The 24,161-nt window shown below is 69.8% G+C and carries 15 protein-coding genes and 1 pseudogene; 10 read left to right on the top strand and 6 right to left on the bottom strand.

Going from position 1 to position 24,161, the window contains the following annotated elements; all coding sequences use genetic code 11:
- Positions 1-8 precede the first annotated feature (8 nt).
- The gene (locus tag ACK4UM_RS12570) at positions 9-563 is read left to right on the top strand and encodes a TetR/AcrR family transcriptional regulator (RefSeq protein WP_409799391.1); all 555 of its coding nucleotides are present in this window, start codon (positions 9-11) and stop codon (positions 561-563) included.
- Between the two features lie 27 nt (positions 564-590).
- Here ACK4UM_RS12570 and ACK4UM_RS12565 read toward each other — a convergent pair whose 3' ends face one another.
- Complete coding sequence (locus tag ACK4UM_RS12565) at positions 591-1,220, bottom strand: TetR/AcrR family transcriptional regulator (protein WP_409799388.1); 630 nt, start codon at positions 1,218-1,220, stop codon at positions 591-593.
- 100 nt (positions 1,221-1,320) lie between these two features.
- Here ACK4UM_RS12565 and ACK4UM_RS12560 point away from each other — a divergent pair, with 100 nt between their 5' ends.
- Together ACK4UM_RS12560 and ACK4UM_RS12555 are read left to right on the top strand one after the other, a co-directional pair.
- The gene (locus tag ACK4UM_RS12560) at positions 1,321-2,403 is read left to right on the top strand and encodes an efflux RND transporter periplasmic adaptor subunit (RefSeq protein ID WP_409799385.1); all 1,083 of its coding nucleotides are present in this window, start codon (positions 1,321-1,323) and stop codon (positions 2,401-2,403) included.
- 2 nt (positions 2,404-2,405) lie between these two features.
- Positions 2,406-5,405, top strand: a pseudogene (locus ACK4UM_RS12555) (efflux RND transporter permease subunit); the annotation flags it as partial.
- Between the two features lie 188 nt (positions 5,406-5,593).
- Here the strand turns inward: ACK4UM_RS12555 and ACK4UM_RS12550 are convergent.
- Positions 5,594-7,648, bottom strand: a complete 2,055-nt coding sequence (locus tag ACK4UM_RS12550; protein WP_409799382.1) for a response regulator — start codon at positions 7,646-7,648, stop codon at positions 5,594-5,596.
- Complete coding sequence (locus ACK4UM_RS12545; RefSeq protein ID WP_409799379.1) at positions 7,645-13,479, bottom strand: HAMP domain-containing protein; 5,835 nt, start codon at positions 13,477-13,479, stop codon at positions 7,645-7,647. Before ACK4UM_RS12545 ends, ACK4UM_RS12550 begins: the two co-directional genes overlap by 4 nt.
- Before the next feature lie 196 nt (positions 13,480-13,675).
- On the opposite strand from ACK4UM_RS12545, the gene ACK4UM_RS12540 reads away from it, so the two are divergent.
- The 7 genes from ACK4UM_RS12540 (at position 13,676) to ACK4UM_RS12510 (ending at position 20,723) form a co-directional block, all read left to right on the top strand.
- Complete coding sequence (locus ACK4UM_RS12540) at positions 13,676-14,044, top strand: hypothetical protein (RefSeq protein WP_409799376.1); 369 nt, start codon at positions 13,676-13,678, stop codon at positions 14,042-14,044.
- A complete protein-coding gene (locus tag ACK4UM_RS12535) occupies positions 14,044-14,304 on the top strand; it encodes a DUF5985 family protein (protein ID WP_409799374.1) in 261 nt (86 codons plus the stop codon). The genes ACK4UM_RS12540 and ACK4UM_RS12535 overlap by 1 nt, the downstream gene beginning before the upstream one ends.
- Positions 14,305-14,316: 12 nt before the next feature.
- Positions 14,317-14,583, top strand: a complete 267-nt coding sequence (locus tag ACK4UM_RS12530; protein ID WP_409799371.1) for a DUF5985 family protein — start codon at positions 14,317-14,319, stop codon at positions 14,581-14,583.
- 179 nt (positions 14,584-14,762) lie between these two features.
- On the top strand, positions 14,763-16,262 hold the full coding sequence (locus ACK4UM_RS12525; RefSeq protein ID WP_409799368.1) for a phosphomannomutase/phosphoglucomutase: 1,500 nt from the start codon (positions 14,763-14,765) through the stop codon (positions 16,260-16,262).
- A gap of 193 nt (positions 16,263-16,455) precedes the next feature.
- Positions 16,456-18,399: a polysaccharide biosynthesis protein gene (locus ACK4UM_RS12520; protein WP_409799365.1), complete on the top strand. Its 1,944-nt coding sequence runs from the start codon at positions 16,456-16,458 to the stop codon at positions 18,397-18,399.
- A 3-nt stretch (positions 18,400-18,402) separates the two neighbouring features.
- Positions 18,403-19,611, top strand: a complete 1,209-nt coding sequence (locus tag ACK4UM_RS12515) for a glycosyltransferase family 4 protein (RefSeq protein WP_409799362.1) — start codon at positions 18,403-18,405, stop codon at positions 19,609-19,611.
- Positions 19,608-20,723 (top strand): glycosyltransferase, encoded by a 1,116-nt coding sequence (locus ACK4UM_RS12510; protein ID WP_409799359.1) that lies wholly within the window; start codon positions 19,608-19,610, stop codon positions 20,721-20,723. Before ACK4UM_RS12515 ends, ACK4UM_RS12510 begins: the two co-directional genes overlap by 4 nt.
- On the opposite strand, the gene ACK4UM_RS12505 is transcribed toward ACK4UM_RS12510, so the two are convergent.
- The 3 genes from ACK4UM_RS12505 to ACK4UM_RS12495 form a co-directional block, all read right to left on the bottom strand.
- Positions 20,656-22,035 carry a glycosyltransferase gene (locus ACK4UM_RS12505; RefSeq protein ID WP_409799357.1) on the bottom strand — a complete coding sequence of 460 codons (1,380 nt, stop codon included), beginning with the start codon at positions 22,033-22,035 and terminating at the stop codon, positions 20,656-20,658. The genes ACK4UM_RS12510 and ACK4UM_RS12505 overlap by 68 nt on opposite strands.
- Positions 22,032-22,931: an NAD-dependent epimerase/dehydratase family protein gene (locus tag ACK4UM_RS12500; protein WP_409799354.1), complete on the bottom strand. Its 900-nt coding sequence runs from the start codon at positions 22,929-22,931 to the stop codon at positions 22,032-22,034. Before ACK4UM_RS12500 ends, ACK4UM_RS12505 begins: the two co-directional genes overlap by 4 nt.
- A gap of 153 nt (positions 22,932-23,084) precedes the next feature.
- The gene (locus tag ACK4UM_RS12495) at positions 23,085-24,113 is read right to left on the bottom strand and encodes a glycosyltransferase (protein ID WP_409799351.1); all 1,029 of its coding nucleotides are present in this window, start codon (positions 24,111-24,113) and stop codon (positions 23,085-23,087) included.
- Between the last annotated feature and the right edge of the window lie 48 nt (positions 24,114-24,161).

The raw sequence follows: 24,161 nt of genomic DNA, 5'->3' as shown, positions 1-24,161 counted from the left end.
GCGTTCCCATGACGAACGAACGACGCACGGCCGGCCCTGCGCCCGACACGCGCGATCGCATCCTTTCCGCGGCCGAAGCGCTCGCACAGGAAACGGGGCCCGCGAGCCTCTCGCTCGAGGCGGTCGCGGCGCGCGCCGGCGTCTCCAAGGGCGGGCTCCTGTACCACTTCCCCAACAAGGCCAAGCTGATGGAGGGGCTCGTCGAGCTCTATCTCGCCCGCTTCGAGGCGGCTCTGCGCCCCGAGGAGGCGAGCCGACGTCCCGACGGCGTGATCGCCGCCTATCTCGACGCCTTCATGGCCGAGCGCATCGCCAAGGCGCCGCCGAGCTGCGGGCTCGTCGCGGCGCTCATCGAGAATCCGAGCATCCTCGACCCGATCCGCCGCAGCGAGCGCGCCTTTCTCGACGCGATCCGCGCCAATGCCGACGACCCCGATTTCGCCACCGCCGCCTTCCTCGCCATGCACGGCATCCGCAGCCTCGAGATCCTCGGCCTCGACATCCTGACCGAGGCGGAGGCCGCCGGCGCGGCGCGGGCGCTGAAGGCGCGGCTCGGGGACTGACCTAAGGGACGTCCAGCGCGTTTCCGCTCACCCGGCGCGCACCAGCCGCAGGACCATGTCGCAATGGCTGTCGCGGATGCGCTCGACCGGCAGCCAATCCTCGAGATCCTCGCAGGGCGCGAACATCTGCCGCGACAAGCAGAGATTGACGACGGGGCCGAAGATCACGTGCTCGACCCCGAGCCGGTCGTGCGCGGCGAAGGAACCGCGCGCGACGCCGCGATCGAGGATCTCCATCAGGATCGCGTGCTGGCGCTCGATGAATTCCTTGCGGAAGGCGCGCGCGACCTCGGGGAAGCGGAGCGAGACTTCGGCGATCAGCGGCGACATGCGGCCCGTGTTGGAATCGACATTGATCACGTAGAGCTGCGCGATCGCCCGGCGCAGGCGCTCTTCGTCGGTGAGCGACGGGTCTTCGCGGATCGCCGCGAGCGCCACCACCGCCTCCTCGAAGCCGTCGGTCGCGCACGCGACGAACAGCGCCTCCTTGCTCGGGAAATGATGGTAGAGGCTCGCTTTGCGGATGCCGACCTCCTCGGCGATCCGGCTCAGGGACGCCGCGGCGTAGCCCTTCTCCAGGAACAGGGCCGTCGCGACCCGGACGATCTCGGCACGCCGATCGAAATTTCCGTCGCTCGTCCCGCTTGACGCGTTCATCAGCGGCTCTACCTCCCTGCCGACCGGTAGCCTCCCTACCGATCGGTAGGGGCTGGTTTTCCTCGCAAGATAGGGGATGGGCGCCATGACGCCAAGGGCGATGCGACAAGACAGGCAGGGTTTTCCCGCCGCTGCGGCGGCCGTTGCGGGCCTCGCGCTCGCGCTCTCGCTCGCAGCGCCGCCGACCATCGCCGCCGAACCCCCGCCCGCCGCCGTGCGCACGCTCGTCCTGGAGCCCCCGGCGGCGCAGGCGACCCGCCGCTTCTTCGGCCGCATCGCCGCACGCGACACGCTCGACCTCGCCTTCGAGGTCGGCGGACGGCTCGTGTCGCTCGACGCGCCGCAGGGCGCGCGGCTTGCTGCCGGAACGCCGCTCGCGGAGCTCGACGCCGCCCCCTTCGAACGCGCCGTCGCCCGCGCCGAGCTCGCCCTCGCCCAGGCCGAGCGCGACTTCTCCCGCGCCGCGACGCTCGCCGAGCGCGACGCCGCCTCCCGCGCCCGCGCCGACGATGCCGCGACCGCCCGCGACCTCGCCGCGCTCGCGCTCGAGGAGGCCCGCGAGGCGCTCGGCCATGCGCGGCTCGCCGCCCCCTTCGACGCCCTCGTCGCCGCGCGCCTGGCGCCGGCCTTCGCCTTCGTCGAGCCTGGACAGGCCGTTCTCCGATTGCACGACATGTCGCGCGTCGACGTCGTCTTCGAATTGCCCGAGCGGCTGCTGACCGAGATCGGCGACGTCGCGCGCGCCCGCTTCGTGGCCGAGCTTCCGGGCGTCGTCGCGCCCGTTCCGCTGACCCTGGTCGAGATCCGCGCGGAAGCGGACCGGATCGGCCAGACCTTCACGGTCACCCTCGCTCTGCCCGACGCCGTCGCCCGCGATCCGCGTCTCGTGCCGGGCGCCTCCGCGAGCGTCGTCGCGAGCGTGCCCGCCGACGCGCCGGGGATCGCGGTGCCCGCGAGCGCGCTCGTCTCCGGGCCCAATCGCGACGCGGCGCTCTTCGTCCTCGAAGGCGAGGAGCCCGCGATCGCGCGCCGCCGGCCCGTGACCGTACGCTCGAAGACCGGCACGGGCTTTCTCGTCGAGGGCGTCGAGCCCGGCGTCGAGATCGTCGCGGCGGGCGCGCATCGGGTGAGCGACGGGCAGGCGGTTCGCCGCTGGACCGGGCTCGTGGTCGAGGAGCGCTGAGGATGAGCATCGCACGCCTCGCCGTCGAGCGGCCGCTCTACACCTGGCTCCTCGCTCTGTTCTGCCTCGTCGGCGGCGCCGCCGGCTATCTCTCGGTCGGCAAGCTCGAGGACCCGGTCTTTACGCTGAAGACCGCCCTCGTGATCACCGCCTATCCGGGCGCCACCGCCGACGAGGTGGCGCGCGAGGTGTCCGAACCCCTCGAGAGCGCGATCCAGAGGCTCGACGAGATCGATTTCGTCGTCTCCCGCAACACGCCCGGCCTCTCCGTGATCACGGTCACGATCAAGGACACCTACGACGGCAGCGAGCTGCCGCAGGTCTTCGACCATCTGCGCCGGCGCGTCGCGGACGCGATCCCGCGCCTGCCGGACGGCGCCCGCGCGCCGATCGTCGACGACGCCTTCGGCGACGTCTTCGGCCTCCTCTACGCGGTGACCGCGCCCGGCTTCTCCGATGCGGAGATCCACGAGGTCGCGAGCTTCCTGCGCCGCGAGATGCTCGCCGTGGCGGGCGTCGCCAATGCCGAGCTCGGGGGGCTGCCCGAGGAGGCGATCTTCGTCGAGCCCTCCTCGCGCGCGCTCGCCAATCTCGGCGTGCCGCCGGACGTGATCCTCGGCGCCATCGCCGCCGCGAGCGCGGTCGATCCGACGGGCGCGACGGGAGACGGCGTGCGCGAGGTGCGCATCGACCGCCCGCGCGCGCAGGACGACGTCGCGGGGCTCTCCGATCTCGCCTTCGGCTTCGAGGGGCGCGCGCTCAACCTCGTCGACCTCGCCGCGATCTCGCGCGGGCGCGTCGAGCGGCCCGAACACGTGATCCGCCACGACGGCGTCGAGGCCTTCACGCTGGCCATCGCGGGGCTCACCTCGGCGAACATCGTCGATGTCGGCGCCCGGGTCGAGGCGCGGCTCGCCGAGATCGCGCCGCTTCTGCCGGTCGGCGTCGAGATCCACCCGGTCTACGAGCAGCACCGCGTCGTCGACGAGGCGAATTCCGACTTTCTCCTGAGCCTCGCTCTGTCCGTCGGCGTCGTCGTCGGCGTGCTCGCGCTCTTCATGGGCTGGCGCGCGGCGATCGTGGTGGGCGGCACGCTCCTGATGACGGTCACCGCGACCTTCGCCTTCATGGCCTTGTTCGACATCAAGGTCGAGCGCATCTCGCTCGGCGCGCTGATCATCGCCATGGGCATGCTCGTCGACAACGCGATCGTGATCGCGGAGGGCATGCAGGTCGAGATGCGAAAAGGTCGCCGCGCGGCGGATGCGGCGGCGGAGGTCGCGCGCCGCACGCAGGTGCCGCTTCTGGGCGCGACCGTGATCGGCATCATGGCGTTCGCCGGCATCGGCCTGTCTCCGGACGCGTCGGGCGAGTTCATGTTCTCGCTCTTCGCGGTGATCGCGATCTCGCTGATGCTCTCCTGGCTGCTCGCCGTCACGGTCGCGCCGCTGCTTGCCGCGCGGCTCTTCCCAGTCGGCGGTGCAGACGAGGGGGCGGTGTACGAGGGCGCCGTCTTCCGGACCTATGCCGGGCTCGTGCGCGGCACTTTGCGCTGGCGCCGGCTCGCGATCTTCGGCCTCCTCGGCTGCACGGCGGCGGGATTCGCGGCCTTCGGCGGGGTGAAGCAGCAATTCTTCCCGCCCGCCGACACGCCGCTCTTCTACGTGAACTACAAGGCCGCTCAAGGAACACCCATCGCGGCGACGCTGCGCGATCTCGAAATCCTCGAGGATTGGCTCATCGCCCGCGAGGACGTCGTCGCCGTCACGACGAGCGCCGGGCGCGGCACGAGCCGCTTCCTCCTCACCTACGATCCCGCGCAACCCGACCCGTCCTTCGGCCAGCTGATCGTGCGCGCCGCCTCGCGCGAGGCGATCCCCCCCTTGCGCGCGGCGCTCTCCGCTTTCGCGGAGGACGCTCTGCCCTGGGCGGAGACGCGCGTGCAGGAGATCATCTACGGCCCGCCGACGAGCGCGGACGTCGAGATCCGCTTCTCCGGCCCGGACCCGGACGTCCTGCGCGCCATCGCGGAGGAGGCCAAGAGCGTGCTCGTCCGCGACGGCGCGTCGCTCGCGCTGATCCGCAGCGATTGGCGCGAACGCGAGCTCGTCACCCGGCCCGTCCATGCGGGCGACCGCGCCCAGGCGCTCGGCATCGACCGGGCGGCCGTCGCGCAGACGATCGCACTCGCGACCGACGGCGTCGAGGCGGGACGGGTGCGCGAGCGCGACCGGCAGATCCCGATCCTCGTGCGCACCCCGCGGCGAGACGAGGTCGCGGGCGACGGCGCGCTGCTCGATCGGCTCGTCTGGGCGCCGGCGGCGGGCGATTTCGTGCCGCTCGCGCAGGTGGTCGACGGGTTCGAGGTGGTGGCGCGCGACACGCTCGTCCATCGCCGCGACCGCGTGCCGACGCTCTCCGTCCAGGCCTTCGCGATCCCCGGCGTGCTCGCGCCGCAAGCCTTCGCCGAGGTGCGGGCGGGGATCGAGGCGCTCGCGCTGCCGCCGGGCTATCGCATGGAATGGGGCGGCGAGTTCGAGAGCGCCTCGCAGGCGCAGGCGAGCCTCGCGCGCCAGATGCCGCTCGCCTTCGGCACCATGCTGCTGATCACTGTGCTCCTGTTCGGCAAGCTCCGCCAGACGGCCGTCATCTGGACGATCGTGCCGATGGCGGTGACGGGCGCCGCGATCGGGCTTCTCGTCACGGGCCTGCCCTTCAGCTTCACGGCGCTGCTCGGCCTTCTCAGCCTCTCGGGCATGCTCATCAAGAACGCGATCGTCCTCGTCGAGGAGATCGACCGTCTGAAGGCGGAGGAGGCGCTGCCGCAATCGGACGCGATCGTCGCGGCGTCCGTCTCGCGCCTGCGTCCGGTGACGCTGGCTGCCGCGACGACCATCCTCGGCATGGCGCCGCTTCTGTGGGACGGCTTCTTCGCGTCGATGGCGGTGACGATCATGGCCGGCCTCGGCTTCGCCTCGGTGCTCACCCTGATCGGCGTGCCCGCGCTCTACCACACCTATCTGCGCCGCGAGCGCAGAGCGGAGGGGCCGGCGCCGCCGGGGGGCGCGCACCCCGTCTCGGGATGGCGCGAGCCCCAACCCCGTCCCCCGAACGCCCGTCGCCCGAACGCCTTGCGGCGGAATGACGAGGCGCGCGGACGCTCGGGGGGAGCGCGCTCGTCGCGCGCCGCTCACGCCCCCGCGCGGCGGCGGCGCGGGCTCTGCGCCGCCCGCCGCTCGGCGATGAGGGCGGCCACCCGATCGCGCAGGTCGCCGAGCCGATACGGCTTCTGGAGCACGTCGGCGTGCCCCTCGACCGTCTCGGCGGCGGCGTAGCCCGAGGTGAGGAGCACCGGCAGGTCCGGCCAGCGCCGTCCCACCTCGCGGGCGAGGTCGATGCCGGTCATCTCGCCGGGCATGCTGACGTCGCTGAACACGAGATCGACCTCCTCGCCCGACGCGAGCAGGTCGATCGCGTGCGCGGCGTCGCGGGCCTCGCAGGTGGACAGGCCGATCTCGGAGAGCTCCGCCACCGCGATCTGGCGCACGTCCTCGTCGTCCTCCACCACGAGCACGCGGGCCGTCTCGGCGATCGGCTCGACGAGGGCGTCCGGCCGGGCCGAGCCGGCTTCGACCTCGCCGTCGCCCCGCGGCAGCAGGATGCGCACGGTCGTGCCGCGACCCTCGACGCTCTCGATCGCGACGTGACCGCCCGACTGCTTGATGAAGCCGTAGATCATCGACAGGCCGAGCCCCGTTCCCCGACCCGCCTCCTTGGTGGTGAAGAAGGGCTCGAAGACGCGGTCGAGGAGGGCGGCGGGGATCCCTGAGCCGGTGTCGGAGACGGCGATCTCCACGCACTCGCCCGCAGGCGCCCCGTCCGGGCGCGGCGCGTCGGCCGCGAGGTTGTGGAGCGCGATCGTCAGGGTCCCGCCCCCTTGCATCGCGTCGCGCGCATTGACCGCGAGGTTCATCAACGCGGCCTCGAGCTGGGCGCGGTCGACGAGAACGGGCCAGATCGCGTCGGGGGCGGCGATGCCGAGTTCGACATTGTCGCCGATCGTCCGCTGGAGCATGTCGACGAGCCCGCGGGCGAGGGCGCTCGGGTCGAGGAGCGTCGATTCGAGGTGCTGGCGCCGCGAGAACAGCATCAGCCGCTTCGTCAGATTGGCGCAGCGGGTCGCCGCTTCCATCGCGAGCGTGATCCGCTTCTGCGCCTTCTCGTCGCCCGGCTTGCGCCGCAGCAGGTCGAGGCTGCCCACGACGACGGCGAGCATGTTGTTGAAGTCGTGCGCGATCCCTCCCGTGAGGCGGCCCACCGCCTCGAGCTTGCTCGCGTGCAGGAGCTGCTGTTCGAGGCGCTTGCGATCGGTCTCGTCGAACCAGAGCCCCATCCCCGCGGGAGCGTCGGCGGGGCCGTCCGCGTGGACGCATTGGTCGATGATGTCGCGATAGGATTCGTCCGCGCAGCGCCAGCGATATTCGAGCGTCGCGAGACCCTGCCGCGGCAGCTCGGCGAGCGCGCGCAGCACCCGCTCGCGATCGTCCGGGTGCAGGCGCTGCGCCCAGAAACCCTCCTCCTCGAAGCGCGCGGGAGGGTATCCGGTGATCCGCTCGACGTTCGGGTTGACGAAGCCCAGGCGCCGGTCCGCTCCCTCCGAGGTCGAGGTGTAGAGGGCGATCGGCAGGTTCTCGAGCACCCGCGACTGCTGCTCCTCGCGCCGACGCAGCCGCCGCTCGGCCTCGAGCTTCTCGCTGCGCACGCGCAGATTCTCGAGGAGCAGGGCGCGCTCGTGCTCGGCCTGGCGGCGGATCTCCTCGCCCTTGCGGTAGAGCTCGACGAACACGCCGACCTTCGACTTGATGATCAACGGCTCGATCGGCTTGAAGACGTAATCCACCGCGCCGGCGGAATAGCCGCGGAAGACGTGGATGTCGTCCTTGTTGTAGGCGGTGAGGAAGATGATCGGGATGCACGAGGAGCGCGGCCGCGCGCGCACCATCGAGGCGACCTCGTAGCCGTCCATGCCCGGCATCTGCACGTCGAGCAGGATCGCCGCGAAATCCTCGGTGAGCACGTGCCGCAGCACCTCCGCGCCCGAGCGCGCGAGCACGATCTCGATGCCCGGCTCGCGCAGGATCTCCTCGGCCGCGAGCAGGTTGCGCTGGTCGTCGTCGGCGATGAGGATCTTCGCCGGGATCGGCGCGTCCTGGGACGCGTCCGTCGTCGCGGGATGCGTGCTCATGAAGGGCGGACCCCGCTCTCGCCCGCTTCCGGGCTCGCCGCGTCCTGCGCCGAACCGTTGCGCGGCGCGGGGCGTCCGGTCGCCGGCTTCGACATCTGCACCCTGAGGACGGCGAGCAGGCGGTCGATGTCGACGGGCTTGGAGACGTAATCGCTCGCCCCCGCCTCGAGACACAGCTCGCGGTCGCCGACCATGGCCTTGGCGGTGACCGCGATGAGCGGCAGGGCGGCGAGATCCGGCATCTCGCGGATCGCCCGCATGGTCGCGTAGCCGTCCATGCCCGGCATCATGATGTCGACGAGGACGGCGTCCGGCGCCGGGCCGGCCGCGAGGAGATCGAGCGCGTCCTGGCCGTTCTCGGCGAAGCTCACCTCCATCCCGTGCTGTTCGAGGGCGCCGGTCAGCGAGAAGATGTTGCGCATGTCGTCGTCCACGATGAGCACGCGACGCCCGGCGAGCGCCGAGCTCGAGGGCCGCTCGACGACGATGCGGCTCTCCGGCGGCACCGCCGCGATGGCGCGGTGGAGGAAGCGGTCCGTGTCGCTCAGCAATTGCTCGGAGGTCTCCGCGCCCTTGACGATGATCGTCGAGGCGAGATCGTCGAGCCGCGCGCGCTCCGCGGCGGTGAGGTCGCGCCCCGTGCAGACGATGATCGGCAGGGTGGCGCCCGTCCGGGTGGCCCTGATCGCTTCGATCAGGTCGGCGCCCGGCATGTCGGGGAGGTTGAGGTCGACGACGGCGCAATCGAAGCGGCGCGCCTCGATGGCCTCGAGCGCGGCCTTGGCCGTGCCGACGGCGAACACGTCGACGCCCTCGCCGCTGAGAAGGGTGCTCAGCGTCTGCCGCTGCGTGTCGTCGTCCTCGACGAGGAGCAGCATGCGCATGGGGCTGTCGATGTAGTCCTTGGTGCGGTTGAGCGCGTCGAGCAGCTCCTCGCGGTCGACGGGCTTCTCGAGGAAGCCGAAGGCGCCCGCCTTGAGGCCGCGCTTGCGCTGCTCGTCGACGGAGATGACGTGGATCGGCACGTGGCGCGTGCGCGGATCGTGCTTGAGGAGATCGAGGAGCGCCCAGCCGTCCATGTCCGGAAGCCCGATGTCGAGGGTGATCGCGTGCGGGCTGTAGCGGTAGGCGAGCGCGAGCGCGCTCGCGCCGTCGTTCGCCACGAGGCCCTTGAAGCCGCGCTCGCGCGCGAGCTCGAGCAGGACGGAGGCGAACATCGCGTCGTCCTCGATGATCAGCACGACATGGTCGCCCGGCAGGATGCTGCTGCGATCGTCGAGCGCGTTGACGACCGACATCGCGACCGAGGGCGCCCGTCCGAGGAGCGTGCCCTCCGGCTCGGAGCCGGCGCCGCGCATCGCCGCCTGGGCGGCGGCGGGCGGCTCCATCGGCAGGAGGAGCGTGAAGGTCGAGCCCTCCCCGGCGGCGCTCGCGACGACGATCTCGCCGCCGAGAAGGCGTGCGATCTCGCGGCTGATGGCGAGCCCGAGCCCGGTGCCGCCGTATTTGCGGCTCGTCGTCCCGTCCGCCTGCTGGAAGGCCTCGAAGACGATGCGCTGCTTCTCGAGGGGAATGCCGATCCCCGTATCGGACACCTGGAAGGCGAGCCAATCAGAGCCCGAGCGCAGGGGCATGCTCTCCGCGCGCCCCACCCCGACCCGCACCCGGCCGGCTTCCGTGAACTTGAAGGCGTTCGAGAGGAGGTTGCGCAGGATCTGCTGGAGGCGCTTGTAGTCCGTGCGGAAGGCCTTCGGCAGGGAGCCGTCGATCTCGATCTCGAAGGCGAGCCGGCGCTCGTCGGCGACCTGGCGGAAGGTGCGTTCGAGGTCCTGAGCGAGCCGCTCGAAGGGAACCTCGCCGATCTCGACGGAGACGGTCCCGGATTCGATCTTCGACAGATCGAGGATCTCGTTGATGAGCGCGAGGAGGTCGCTGCCGGCCGCGTGGATCGTCTTGGCGAATTCGCGCTGCTTGTCGGTGAGGTTGCGATCCGGGTTGTCGGCGAGGAGTTTCGAGAGGATCAGGAGGCTGTTGAGCGGCGTGCGCAGCTCGTGGCTCATATTGGCGAGGAATTGCGACTTGTAGCGCGAGGTCAGCGCGAGCTGCTCGGCCTTCTCCTCGAGGGCCGACTTGGCGACGAGCACCTCGCGGTTCTTCGTCTCGACCTCGCGCTTCTGGATCTCGAGCAGGCTCGCCTTCTCCTCGAGCTCCTCGTTCGTCTGCTGGAGCCGATCCTGCTGCGTGCGCAGCAATTCCTCCGACTGCCTGAGGCTCGCGGCCTGCTGTTCGAGGCGGTCGTTGGTCTTCTTGAGCTCCTCCTGCTGGCTCTGCAGCTCGCTCGTGAGGAGCTGCGACTGCTTCAGGAGGCCCTCGGTGCGCATGTTGGCGGCGATCGTGTTCAGCACGATGCCGATCGATTCCGTGAGCTGGTCGAGGAAGGACAGGAAGGTCTCGCTGAACCGGCTGAAGGAGGCGAGCTCGATCACCGCCTTGACCTCCTGCTCGAACAAAACGGGCAGGACGACGATGTTGAGCGGCGGCGCCTCCCCGAGCGCCGAGCGGATCGTGATGTAATCGTGCGGCACGTTGGTGAGGAGGATGCGCTTCTTATCGAAGGCGCACTGGCCGACGAGGCCCTGACGCAGCCGGAAGCTGCTCGACAGGCTCTTGCGCTCGGTGAAGGCGTAGCTCGCCACGAGATCGAGGACCGGCTCGCCGTCCTCCTCGTCCATGACGTAGAAGACGCCGCGCTGCGCGTTCACGAGCGGCGCGATCTCGGACAGGATCAGGTTCGAGACCGTGACGAGATCGCGCTCGCCCTGCAGCATGCGGGTGAACTTGGCGAGGTTCGTCTTCAGCCAATCCTGCTCGGCGTTCTTGAGCGTCGTGTCGCGCAGGTTGCGGATCATCTCGTTGATGTTGTCCTTCAACGAGGCGACCTCGCCGGAGGCCTCGACGGCGATCGACCGCGTGAGATCGCCCTTCGTCACCGCGGTGGCGACCTCGGCGATGGCGCGCACCTGCGTGGTGAGGTTCGCCGCGAGCTGGTTGACGTTGTCGGTGAGGTCGCGCCACAGGCCGGCGGCGCCGGGCACGCGCGCCTGTCCGCCGAGCTTGCCCTCGACGCCCACCTCGCGCGCGACGTTGGTCACCTGGTCGGCGAAGATCGCGAGCGTGTCGATCATGCCGTTGATCGTGTCGGCGAGCGCGGCGATCTCGCCCTTGGCGTCCAGCGTCAGCTTGCGCTTCAGGTCGCCGTCGGCGACAGCGGTCACGACGCTCGCGATGCCGCGCACCTGGCCCGTGAGATTGGCCGCCATCATGTTCACGTTGTCGGTGAGGTCCTTCCAGGTGCCCGCGACGCCCTTCACCTGGGCCTGGCCGCCGAGCTTGCCCTCCGAGCCGACTTCCTTGGCGACGCGGGTCACTTCGCCGGCAAAGGAATTGAGCTGATCGACCATGGTGTTGATGGTCGATTTGAGCTCGAGGATCTCCCCGCGGACATCCACCGTGATCTTCTTCGACAGGTCGCCGTTCGCCACCGCGGTCGTGACCTCGGCGATGTTGCGGACCTGACCGGTGAGGTTCGCGGCCATCATGTTCACGTTGTCGGTGAGGTCCTTCCAGGTGCCGCCGACGCCCTTCACCTGCGCCTGACCGCCGAGCTTGCCTTCGATGCCGACTTCGCGCGCGACGCGGGTGACTTCCGAGGCGAAGGAATTGAGCTGGTCGACCATCGTGTTGATGGTGTTCTTGAGCTCGAGGATCTCGCCCTCGACCTCGACCGTGATGGTCTTCGAGAGATCTCCGTTCGCGACGGCGGTCGTCACCTCCGCGATGTTGCGCACCTGGCCCGTCAGGTTGGCGGCCATCATGTTCACGTTGTCGGTGAGGTCCTTCCAGGTGCCGCCGACGCCCCGCACCTCGGCCTGTCCGCCGAGCTTGCCCTCGGTGCCGACCTCGCGGGCGACGCGGGTGACTTCCGAGGCGAAGGAATTGAGCTGGTCGACCATGGTGTTGATGGTCGTCTTCAGGTCGAGGATCTCGCCCTTCACGTCGACCGTGATCTTCTTCGACAGGTCGCCGCGCGCGACCGCCGTCGTCACCTCGGCGATGTTGCGGACCTGGCCGGTCAGGTTCTCGGCCATCAGGTTGACGTTGTCGGTGAGGTCCTTCCAGGTGCCGGCGACGCCTTCGACCCGCGCCTGGCCGCCGAGCTTGCCTTCCGATCCCACCTCGCGGGCGACGCGGGTCACCTCCCCGGCGAAGGAATTGAGCTGGTCGACCGTCGTGTTGATCGTCGATTTCAGCTCGAGGATCTCGCCGCGCACGTCGACCGTGATCTTCTTCGACAGGTCGCCGCGCGCCACCGCCGTCGTCACCTCGGCGATGTTGCGCACCTGCGAGGTGAGGTTCTCGGCCATGAGGTTGACGTTGTCGGTGAGGTCCTTCCAGGTGCCCGCGACGCCCTTGACCTGGGCCTGGCCGCCGAGCTTGCCCTCCGAGCCCACTTCCTTGGCTACGCGCGTCACTTCGCCGGCAAAGGAATTGAGCTGATCGACCATGGTGTTGATCGTCGATTTCAGCTCGAGGATCTCCCCGCGGACATCGACCGTGATCTTCTTCGAGAGGTCGCCGTTCGCGACCGCGGTGGTGACCTCGGCGATGTTGCGGACCTGGCCGGTGAGGTTGGCGGCCATCATGTTGACGTTGTCGGTGAGGTCCTTCCAGGTGCCGCCGACGCCCTGCACGTCCGCCTGGCCGCCGAGCTTGCCTTCCGTGCCGACCTCGCGGGCGACGCGGGTCACTTCCGAGGCGAAGGAATTGAGCTGGTCGACCATGGTGTTGATGGTCGATTTCAGCTCCAGGATCTCGCCCTTCACGTCCACCGTGATCTTCTTCGAGAGGTCGCCGCGCGCGACCGCGGTCGTCACCTCGGCGATGTTGCGGACCTGGGAGGTCAGGTTCTCCGCCATCATGTTCACGTTGTCGGTGAGATCCTTCCAGATGCCGGCGACGCCCTTGACCTGAGCCTGGCCGCCGAGCTTGCCCTCGGTGCCGACCTCGCGGGCGACGCGGGTCACCTCGCCGGCGAAGGAATTGAGCTGGTCGACCATGGTGTTGATGGTCGTCTTGAGGTCGAGGATCTCGCCCTTGACGTCCACCGTGATCTTCTTCGACAGATCGCCCTTCGCGACGGCCGTCGTCACCTCGGCGATGTTGCGGACCTGACCCGTCAGGTTCTCGGCCATCAGGTTGACGTTGTCGGTAAGGTCCTTCCAGGTGCCGGCGACGCCCTTGACCTGCGCCTGGCCGCCGAGCTTGCCGTCCGAGCCCACCTCGCGGGCGACGCGCGTCACCTCCGAGGCGAAGGAGCCGAGCTGCCCGACCATGGTGTTGACCACCTTGCCGATGCGCAGGAACTCGCCGCGCAGCGGGCGCCCCTCGATTTCGAGCTGCATCGTCTGGGAGAGGTCGCCCTTGGCGACGGCGCCGATCACGCGCGCGACCTCCGTCGTCGGCTGGACGAGATCGCCGATCATGGCATTGACGGACTCGATGCACTCGTTCCAGCACCCCGTCGCCGACGCGAGCCGGCCGCGATCGCCGATGCGTCCCTCCTTGCCCACCGCGCGGGCGACGCGGTCGAGCTCGCGCGAGAGGCCCTGATTGAGCTCGGCGATATCGTTGAAGGCCTCGGCGATCTCGCCGTCGATCCCGGTCAGGTCGAGGGGCAGGCGTGCCGTGAAGTCGCCCCGGCGAAAAGCGCGCAGGGTCTTGAGCAGCAGCTTGGGGTCAAGCTGCTGCGCTGCAGTCGCGGCCTGTTGCATGTCGCCCCCTCGAACACACGTCGCCGCGATCGCGGCTCTACTCACGAGCGCCCGAGCACGCAATCGGGCCTTGGAAAACGCATCGGCGGAGCGTTAGTTCCGTTGAGTCACCAAGAATTTATTCGGCTGCGTCGATTGCACAGACTGCCGCTGTGGGATAGTTTCCGCCCGTTTTCGGGCAGCCGACGGCGGAGCGTTGATCATCGACGAGGACCTGCATTCCTTTATCCAGAGCTCGATCAAGTCCGTCTGGATGCTGGAGATGCTCCTGTATCTGAGGCGGAACAGCCATCGCAGCTGGGGGCCGGACGAGCTGGTGCGCGAGCTGCGCGGCAGCGAATCGGTGGTGTCGCAGGGCGCCACGGGCCTCCTCGAAGCCGGGCTGATCGCGGTGGACGGCGACAGGCTGCAATACGCGCCGAGCGCGCCGCTCCTCGATCTGCTGGCGGCCAAGCTGGAGACCATCTACGCGCAGAAGCCGAGCAGCGTGATCCGCGCGATCCACTCGGCTCCGGGGGACAAGCTCCAGACCTTCTCGGACGCGTTCAAGCTGAGGCGCGATTGATGCTGCTCGAGATCGTCTACCTGCTCTGCCTCGCCACCAGCGCCGTCTGCGCCTGGCTCCTGATGCGCAGCTATCTCGAGAACAGGACGCGGCTCCTCCTGTGGAGCGCCGTCGCCTTCGGATTCCTGGCGCTCAACAATCTCCTCGTCGTCGTCGACCTGATCGTCCTGCCCGGCTTCGGTCTCGTCGCGCTGCGCCATCTCGCGGCGCTCGCCGCGGCGGGGGTCTTGCTGTTCGGGCTCATCTGGGAAAGCGAATAGGCGGAGCGCGCGATGTTCGATTTCACCGCCGGCCTGATCAGCATGGGCTTCTTCGTCGTCGGGCTGTTCTTCGCACGATTCTGGAGCCGCAGCCGCGACCGCCTCTTCCTCGCCTTCGCCGCCGCCTTCTGGCTGCTCGCGGCGAACCACGCGATCGTGGCGCTCTTCGGCCTTCCGCGCGAGGAGCAGAGCTGGGTCTATCTCCTGCGGCTCGCCGCCTTCCTCCTCATCATCGTGGCGATCGTCTCGAAGAACCTCGCCGCGCGCCGCGGCGGCTGAGCGAACGCGCGGAGCGGGCGCTCGCCGCGCGTTCGGATGCCGCGCATCCCTTCCCGGGGTCGACCTTCGTCGCGCCCGGCGCCTTCCACCGCGACGGCAATTCCGGCAAGATCCCGTTCGAGCCGATCGAGGTCGGGTCCGGCTCCGAGGACGTGTCCGACGAGAAGCCGAGACGCACGATGCTCCCCAAGCCCCACGCGGCGCTCGCGCCGAACACGCTCGCCTACGAGACGCTGCCGCTCGTCAAGCCGACCGGTTTTCGCGAATACGACGCGCGCTGGCTGTTCGGCTCGGAGCTGAACCTGATGGGCGTGCAGGCGCTCGGGCTCGGGCTTGCGACCCTCGTCCACGAGGCGGGGGTCGCCCCGCGGATCGTGGTAGGCCACGATTTCCGCGCCTATTCGGCCTCGATCAAGCTCGCTTTGGTCGCGGGCCTGATGGCGGGCGGGATGGAGGTGGTGGATATCGGCCTCGCGCTCTCGCCGATGGCCTATTTCGGCCAGTTCGCGCTCGATTGCCCCTGCGTCGCGATGGTCACCGCCTCGCACAACGACAATGGCTGGACGGGCGTGAAGATGGGCATGGCCCGCCCGCTCACCTTCGGCCCCGCCCAGATGAGCCGGCTCAAGGAGATCGTGCTCGCCGGGGAGGGCCGCGCGCGAGCGGGCGGCGCCTACGAGTACGTGGACGGCTTCGGAGAGACCTATCTCGAGGATCTCGCGCGCGGTCGCTCGCTCTCTCGGAAGCTGAAGGTGGTCGCCGCCTGCGGCAACGGCACGGCCGGCGCCTTCGCCCCGCGTCTGCTCGAGCGGCTCGGGGTCGAGGTGATCCCGCTCGATTGCGATCTCGACCACACCTTCCCGCGCTACAACCCCAACCCGGAAGACCTGGAAATGCTCCACGCGCTCGCGGACGAGGTGCGCAGGACGGGTGCCGATCTCGGGCTCGGCTTCGACGGGGACGGGGATCGCTGCGGCGTCGTCGACGAGGCGGGCGCCGAGATCTTCGCCGACAAGATCGGCGTGATGCTCGCCCGCGACCTCGCGGCGCGCCACCCGAACGCGCGGTTCGTCGTCGACGTGAAGTCGACGGGCCTGTTCGCCTCGGACCCGGAGCTGCAGCGCCTCGGCGCCACGACCGACTATTGGAAGACCGGCCACAGCTACATCAAGGCACGGGTGGCAGAGCTGTCCGCGCTCGCGGGTTTCGAGAAGTCTGGGCATTTCTTCTTCGGCCCGCCGATCGGCCGGGGCTACGACGACGGGCTCCTCACCGCGATCGCGATCCTCGAGATGCTCGACCGCAATCCCGCGCGCACGATGAGCGACCTCTACGCGGCGGTCCCGAAGACCTGGGGCACGCCGACGATGTCCCCGAAATGCGCCGACGAGGTGAAATACGACGTCGTCGCCCGGGTCACCGCGCGCATCGAGGCGCTCCGGGCCGCAGGCGCGCCCCTCGCCGACGCGGCCATCGTCGACGTCGTCACCGTCAACGGCGTGCGCGTCACGCTCGAGGACGGCACCTGGGGCCTCGTGCGCGCCTCCTCCAACAAGCCCGAGCTCGTCGTCGTGGTCGAGAGCCCGGTCTCGGAGGCGCGCATGCGGGCGATGTTCGCGAGCCTCGACGGGGTGTTGCGGGAGAACGCGGAGGTGGGGGCCTACAATCAGACGATCTGACGGGACGACACGCTGTGGTGGGACCCGCTCCACTGGCGGATCGGGCTCGGTCCGGAGCTGATCGCCGCCATGGCCGATGCGAGACGATGAGCGCGGGCGATCCCCTCGCCCGCCGAAAATTGCCTCTCCTCCCCTCACGTGATAGCGGATGATCCGCCGCGCAGCCGCGCGATGCCCAACGAAACCGTGTCGCATGCCCGTCATCCGCTCGCTCTTCTCCTGGAAGCGTCTCCTCGCGAGCGCGCACGACACGCTGATGGCCGGGCTCGCGCTGCTCGTGGCGCTCGTCGCGCGTTACGGCGTGGAGGAATTGCCGCAGACCGAGGTGATCGCGACCTGGGTCTTCGGGTTCATGGCGATCGCCGCCATCGTCTTCAGGGCGTTCGGGCTCGGCCGCGGCATGTGGCGGTTCGCGTCGATCACCGATCTGCGCGCGATCGTGCTTGCGGCGACGGTCACCGTCGTCGCCTTCATGGCGCTGCTCTTCCTGGTCAACCGCCTCGAGGGCTTTCCGCGCACCTCGCCGGTGATCGCCTGGTTCGTGATGATCGTCCTCGTTGGCGCGCCGCGGCTCGTCTATCGCGCCTTGAAGGACGGGGGCCTCGCCCATGTCCGCCCGCGCGACCTCCATCCCGACGGGTGCGAGAACGTGCTGATCGTGGGCAGCGCGAGCGAAGCCGACCGCGTCATCCGCACCTATGGTCTGGAGGGATCCCGCCGGTATCGGGTGCGGGGGATCATCGACTACACCTCGCAGAAGCGCGGGCGCAACGTGCGCGGCGTGCCGATCGTCGGGGACGTCTCCGAGCTCGAGGACATCGTCGCGCGGCTCGCACGGGCCGGCGTGACCATCGACGCCGCGATCTTCGCCGCGCCGACGGCCGATCGGGAGCGGATGCAGAATCTCCTGGCGAGCGCGGCGCGGCTGGGTCTCCCGCTGCGGCGCGTCGCCCCCAAGCCTCTGACCGACGACGATCCGGACCTCGCCGCGCTGACGCTGGAGGACCTGCTCGGGCGCCCGCCGGTTCGGCTCGATCTCGAGAACATCCGCGCGATGATCGCCGGGCGGCATGTCCTCGTCACGGGCGCCGGCGGCTCGATCGGCTCCGAACTCGTCCTGCAGATCGCCCGCCTCGCGCCGGCGCGTCTCGTGCTCGTGGACAGCTCCGAATACGCGCTCTATCGCATCGATCGCGCGCTTGCCGAGGAGGCTCCCGATCTCCCCAGACGCGCGGTCATCGGCGACGTTCGCGAGAGATCCCGCATCGAGCGGCTCCTCGCCGCGGAGCGACCGGCCCTCGTCTTCCATGCGGCGGCCTTGAAGCACGTGCCGCTCGTCGAGGCCAATCCCTGCGAGGGGGCGATGACGAACGTCATCGGGACGCGCAACGTCGCGGACGCCGCCGTGGCGACCGGCGTCGACGCCGTCGTGCTGATCTCGACCGACAAGGCCATCCGGCCGACCAGCGTGATGGGCGCGACCAAGCGTGCGGCGGAGGCCTATTGTCAGGCGCTCGACGTGTCGGGCGTGCGCACGCGCTTCGTGACGGTCCGCTTCGGGAACGTGCTGGGCTCGACCGGCTCCGTGGTGCCGCTGTTCAGGCGCCAGATCGAGACCGGCGGTCCCGTCACGGTGACGGATCCCGAGATGCGCCGCTATTTCATGACCGTCGGCGAGGCCGTCGAGCTCGTTCTCCAGGCGGCCGCCGGCGGCGTTTCGAGCCCGCATCAGCGCGGTCGCATCTCCGTCCTCGACATGGGCGAGCCGGTGCGCATCGTCGATCTCGCGCGGACGATGATCGCCTTGTCGGGGAAGCGGCCGGAGATCGACATCCCGATCGTCTATACGGGTCTGCGCCCGGGCGAAAAGCTGTTCGAGGAACTCTTCGAAAAGGACGAGACCACCGTTCCGTCCGGCGCGGACGGCGTCTTCGTCGCAACGGCTCGCCTGATGGATCTCGCGACGATCACCGCCTTGCTGGAGCGTCTCGAACAGGCCGCGCGAGACGGTCGCGACGACGCCGTCAGGGGCGAGCTGCAGCTCGTCGCGCCGCGCGCGGTCCCGGAGGCGGAGCGGCCTTCGGCGAACGTGGTCTCCCTTCGCGGCGGTGCTCGGCGCGAGCTCGGGGGGAGCTGAGACATGGAGCGCGGCCCCGCGGGCACGACCCGCCGTTTCGAGCGGATCGGGCTGTGCATCACGGAGGACTGGTTCGCGCTCTCGCATTTCAAACCGCTGATCGCCGCGCTCGGCTCGGTGGCGCGCCAGACGACCGTGATCGCGCGTCTGTCGGAGCGCAGCCGCGAGCTCGCCGCCTTGGGGGTGGAGGTCGTCGATCTCGATTGGGGGCGTCGCTCGCTCGGCGTCGCGGACCAGCTCGCGACGGCGCGGCGGCTCGCGGCGATCGCACGCGAGCGTCGCCTCGAGGCGCTGCACCTCGTCGCGATGAAGCCGATCGTCATCGGCTCGCTCGCGGCCTTGATGCTGCCCGGGCGCCCGCTCGCGTTTCATTTCACGGGTCTCGGCCACCTCTTCATCTCCGACGCGCCCCGCATCCGCCTCGCACGCCGGATCTCGATGGGCGCGGTTCGCATGGCGATGCGAAAGCGGCCTTGGATCGCGCTCGCGGAGAACGAGGACGATCTCGCCGACCTCGCACGCGCGGGGCTGCCGCTCTCCGAAGCGCGGCTCTTGCCGGGCGCGGGCATCGACCCGGAGGAATACCGCCCGACCTCGCGCCGTGCCGACGGACCGATCGTGATCGGCTGCCTCGCCCGCATGATCCGCTCCAAGGGGATCGACGTCCTCGCCGAGGCTCATGCGCTCCTGCGCGCCCGCGGCCTGGCGGTGGAACTGCACCTCTACGGCGACATCGACCCCGGCAATCCGGAGGCGCTCGACGAGGGCGTGCTGAACGCCATCTGCGCCGGCGAGGGCGTCGTCTGGCACGGTCGGACGGACGACGCCGCGCGCGCTTGGAATGCATGCGACATCGCCGTTCTCGCCGCTCGAAGCCGAGAGGGCATGCCGCGCAGCGTTCTCGAAGCGGCGGCCTGCGGCAAGCCGCTCGTCGTCACCGACGTGCCCGGTTGCCGTCACGTGATACGCGACGGGATCGAAGGCTTCGTGGTGCCGCCGGAGGATCCCGAGGCCCTCGCCCGAGCGCTCGAGCGTCTCGTCGCCTCCGAGGATCTGCGTCGGCGCATGGGCGAGCGGGGGCGCGCGCGCATCCTCGAGGGGTTCACCAGTGCGGTCGTGACGGAGCGCCTCCTCTCCGCCTACGAGAAGATTCGGCCGGCGGCAGTGCCGGTCGGCGCTCCCCGGCCCGGAGAGGCGCGCGCGGCACCATGAGCGAGCCGATCCGCGTCCTCCACCTCGTGACCAGCCTGGAGCAAGGCGGCGCCGAGGCGATGCTGGCGAACCTCGTGCGCGACGGCGGGGACGAGATCGACCACCACGTCTGCACGATGATGGCGGCCGAGCCGTTCTTCCGCGTCGACGAAGAGCGCTTCCATGCCGGCCCGAGCCGGCGCGGGCGGCTCGATCCGGCGCTGGTGCGTCACGTTCGGAGGATCGTCCGGCAGGTGCGGCCTCGGGTCGTGCACGCATGGATGTATCATGCCAATCTCGCATCCGTGCTCGCCCTCGGATCCGGCGCGCGGATCGTCTGGTCGATCCACAACACCCATCTCGTTCCCGGCGAGGCGAAGGCGACGACACGGCTCGTGAACCGCGGCTGCGCCGTCCTGTCGCGGATCGTCCCGAGCGCGATCGTGTACGTCTCGCAGGCCGCGCGGCGACTGCACGAGGCGCAGGGCTACGCGTCAGAACGCGGCATCGTCGTGCCGAACGGGGTGGATCTCGCTCGCTTCTCGCCCGCAGCCGCGCTGCCGGACCCGCGGATCGCGCCTGCTCCAGGGCGCCGCGTGCTCGGCATGGTGGCGCGGTTCGAAGCGGGCAAGGGGCACGAATTCCTGGTCGACGCGGTCGCCGCGGACGCTCGGCTGCGAGAGACGCTCCACCTCGTCTTCGTCGGCCGCTCGTGCACGGCGCCGAGGTTGCGCGAGCGCCTCGCCGCGGCGGGTCTTCTGGAGCACGCGACCCTCCTCGAAGCCCAGCCGGACATCGAGCGCGTTTACGCGGCGTGCGACGCGATCGTCCTGCCGTCCTTCGGCGAGGCCTTTCCGATGACGGTGATCGAGGCGGCCGCCATGGGGAAGCCCGTCGTGGCGAGCCGCGTCGGCGACGTCCCCCTCATCGGCTTGCCCGAATCGCACCTCTTCGACGCCGGCGACGCGGCAGGCTGCGTGCGCGCGCTCGAGACCGCACTCGTCGACCCGGCCGGCCACGCGGATGCGCAGCGCGCGATCGCCGAACGCTTCGGGATCGAGTCCGTCAGGCGGCGCTACGCTGCGCTTTACCGAAGGATCGCAGAAGGATCGGCCGGCCGGCCCGCTTCGTGAGGCTCTCGTAGAGCTCCTCGTACCGCGCGACGCTTCTTTCGAGCGAGAAATGGGCGCGCACGCGCGCTTCGTTCGCAGCGCCGATGCGTGCACGACGATCGGGGTCGCGCGCGAGCGCGAGAAGCGCCGCGGACAGGCCGTCAGGATCGCGAGGCTCGACGAGGAGGCCGTTCTCGCCCTCGACGACGAGCTCCGGTATCCCGCCGACACGGCTCGCCACGATCGGCAGCCCGGACGCCATCGCCTCGATGATCGAATTCGGCAGGCCCTCCTCGTGGGAAGGCATCGCGTGGATGTCGGCGGCGGCGAGGATCTCCGGCACGTCGTCGCGATGGCCGAGCAGCATCACGCGCTCCTCGAGGGCGAGTTCGGAGATCATGCGCCGCAGCACCGCTTCGTGCCCGGCCCGATCGCTTCCCGCGATGAGGAGCCGCCACGGGCTCGGCAGGTCGTCCGCGATGCGCGCCACGGCCGCGATCAGATCGGCGTGCCCCTTGTACGGATGCAGGTTTCCGACGGCCGTGACGACGAGCGTCTCCGGGGCGAGGCCGAGCATCTCCCGCGCCCGCGCGCGTCGCTCGGCCGAGGGTCGATACCCGTCGACGACGATGCCGTTGTAGAGCAGGAAGAGCTTGCGCTCGGGAATACCCTCCTCGACGAGGTCGTCGAGGACGGATTTCGCGTTCCCGACCGCGACCTTCACGAACCGATGCAGGAATCTGCGCTCGGCGGTGAAGTAGAAGGGCATCGTCTTCTGGTAATGGTTCAAGGACAGGCGGCTCATGACGATGTTCGTGCGCCCCGACAGCAGCGCCGCGATGGTGCCGTAGAAATAGGCGTTCGGCAGAATGCAATGGACGACGTCGATCCGATGCTGCCGGATGAAGCGCGCCATCGGCGCGATCACCTTCATGAATTCCTTGCCGAGCGCGAGGCGATTCCGGGCTTTCCAATAAAGCGAGACGACGTCTTTCGGCGCCCGGCAGAGGAGGCGATGCACGATCGAGCGCGCCGTACGATACAGGAACCCTCGGCTCGGGGGCGGCGCGGCGTCTGAATCCGAGGCGTCCGTGGCGGCCTCGCGCTCGAGCCGTTCCGCCACTGCCCCCGGACGCCGCGCGACGCCGTGATGCACCGGGATGCCCGCCGCCTCCATCGTGGCTGCGAGCGGGCCGGGCGCCGTGAAGGTGTAGACGACGACCTCGAACTTCTCGCGGTCGATCGCGGGGAGGTTGCGCACGAGATCCATCTCGGCCCCGCCGACTTCCAGCGTGCCGATCACCACCATCACACGAGGACGCCGCGTCGTCATAGCGTATCGAGCCCATTCTCGAGGGAAATGGCGGCTTTCGTCCCCAGAAGGCGTTCCGCCGTTTTCGTCGCGCCGCAGGAATGGCGCACGTCGCCGCCTCGCGCCGGCGCGTGAACGATGTCCACGCCGCTGCGGCGCGCGATCGTCTCGGCGAGATGCCGGACCGTGACCGCACGCCCCGTCGCCACGTTGGCGACCGGAGCCGACGCGCACGCCCGCGCCATCGCGGCATCCAGAAAGGAGACGACGTCCGAGACGTGCACGAAATCGCGCGTCTGCTCGCCGTCTCCGAGGATCGTGATCGCCACCCCCGCCGCGGCGCGATCCTTGAAGATCGAGATCACGCCCGAATAGGGGGAACTTGGGTCCTGACGCGGGCCGTAGACGTTGAAGAAGCGCAAGCCGAAGCTCCTGAGGCCGCGGGTCTCGCCGAGCGCGCGCGCGTAATGCTCGTTCGCGAGCTTCTCGGTGGCATAGGGGGAGAGCGGCTGGGGGGCCGCGTCCTCCGCCAAGGGCGCGCCGGGCTCGCCGGAACGACCGTAGACGGCGGCCGAGGAGGCGTAGACCACGGGGACGCCGACCTCGAGCGCCGCCGCGAAGACCTCCACCGTGCCCTGGATGTTGACGCCCGCCGTGAGGGCCGGCTCCTCGACGCTCCGCGTCACGGAGGCGACGGCAGCGAGGTGGAAGCACCCGTCGACCCCCGCCATCGCCGCGCGCACGGCCGAGCGATCGCGGATGTCGCCGACAACGAGATCGGCGGATTGCGGGAGATTCGCCGTCTTGCCGCTACTGAGATCGTCCAGCACACGGACGGCGTGTCCGTTCCGCAAGAGCGTCTCGCACAGGTGAGAGCCGATGAAACCAGCTCCACCAGTAATCAAATAACTGGTCATTGTACCCAGCGGCTCCGGACGCGTCGGCGTTCTCGGGATGCTTATTTCTCAATCCGTTTGGGGTCAAGCGAGGCCGCGCGACGCGACGCGCGTGGTGCGGCGCCTCTTTCGCCGCGGCGAACCGGCAGGGCATGGACGCGGACCCGATCGGTATCAGAAGCCCTTGGGAGGCCTTGGCTCTTCCGGAGGAAGCTCGGGCTCGGATCCGAGCGCGCGCGCGATTTCGTCGCAGCGGGCGGCCACCGCGCGCGCGCCATCGAGGGCAGGATCGACCAGAGTGAGGTAGTGCCGCGCCTCCGCGCGCAGCCGCATGCCGATGTCGTCCACCTCCTCGGCGCGCAGAGACGGGAACGCCGCGGCGAGCCTCGGTCGGACATCCTCGTAGATCGAAAGGTACAGATCGAGTTCGGACAGGTGCCGCTCGATCGGCATCAATCGGAAGCCGGAGGCGAGGATCGCGAGGGACGCGATGTCGGTCGGCGGCTCGATTCCGAGCGCCGCCCACGTGCGCAGGCGCGCACGACCCGCGAACATCCGTTGGCGCTCCGCTTTCAGGGCGGAGATGCCGCGCGGGTTGAGGCGGAAGCGGAGAAGAGGCTCGTCCAGGTTCCCCCCTCGCCCCGACGCCAGCATGCGTACCCACAGGTCGTAGTCCTGCGAGGCCTCGAAAGCCGGGTCGTAGCCGCCGACGGCTTCGAACGCGTCGCGGCGGAAAGCGATGGCGGAGTGGCAGAACGGGTTGAAGAACAGGCTCGCCCACACGACGTCGGGATGCGTGCGGGGCATGGCGATGCTCTCCTGGTCCTCGCCGGCCTCGTTCGTCGTGACGAAGCGGCTGCCGACGACCGTGAGCGCGGGGTCTTCGTCGAGCGCGCGGCACAGGGCTTCGAGACGGCTCGGATGGCAGATGTCGTCCGCATCCATCCGCGCGATGATCGGCGCCCGCGCGAGGGCGACGCCCCGGTTCAACGAGCGGGCGAGCCCCAGATTGCGATCGTTGGCGACGGTGCGGACCCGCGCATCGCGTTTCGCGAGGGACGCGACGGGAGCGGGATCCTCGGAGCCGTCGTCGACGACGACGAGTTCGAAGTCGTCGAAAGTCTGGGCGAGAACGCTCTCGACGGCTTCGTCGAGGAAGCGGACGTCACCATAGACGCTCATGACGACGCTCAGTCGCGGCACGCATCAATTCCCTTGTTCGGCGGGCGGCATGTGCTAGACGAAGGCGCT

It is taken from the genome of Salinarimonas sp. (assembly GCF_046292825.1).
Classification (GTDB): Bacteria; Pseudomonadota; Alphaproteobacteria; order Rhizobiales; family Beijerinckiaceae; genus Salinarimonas.
The sequence above is the reverse complement of the archived record's forward strand: the minus strand, read 5'-3'. Positions and strand labels throughout refer to the sequence as shown.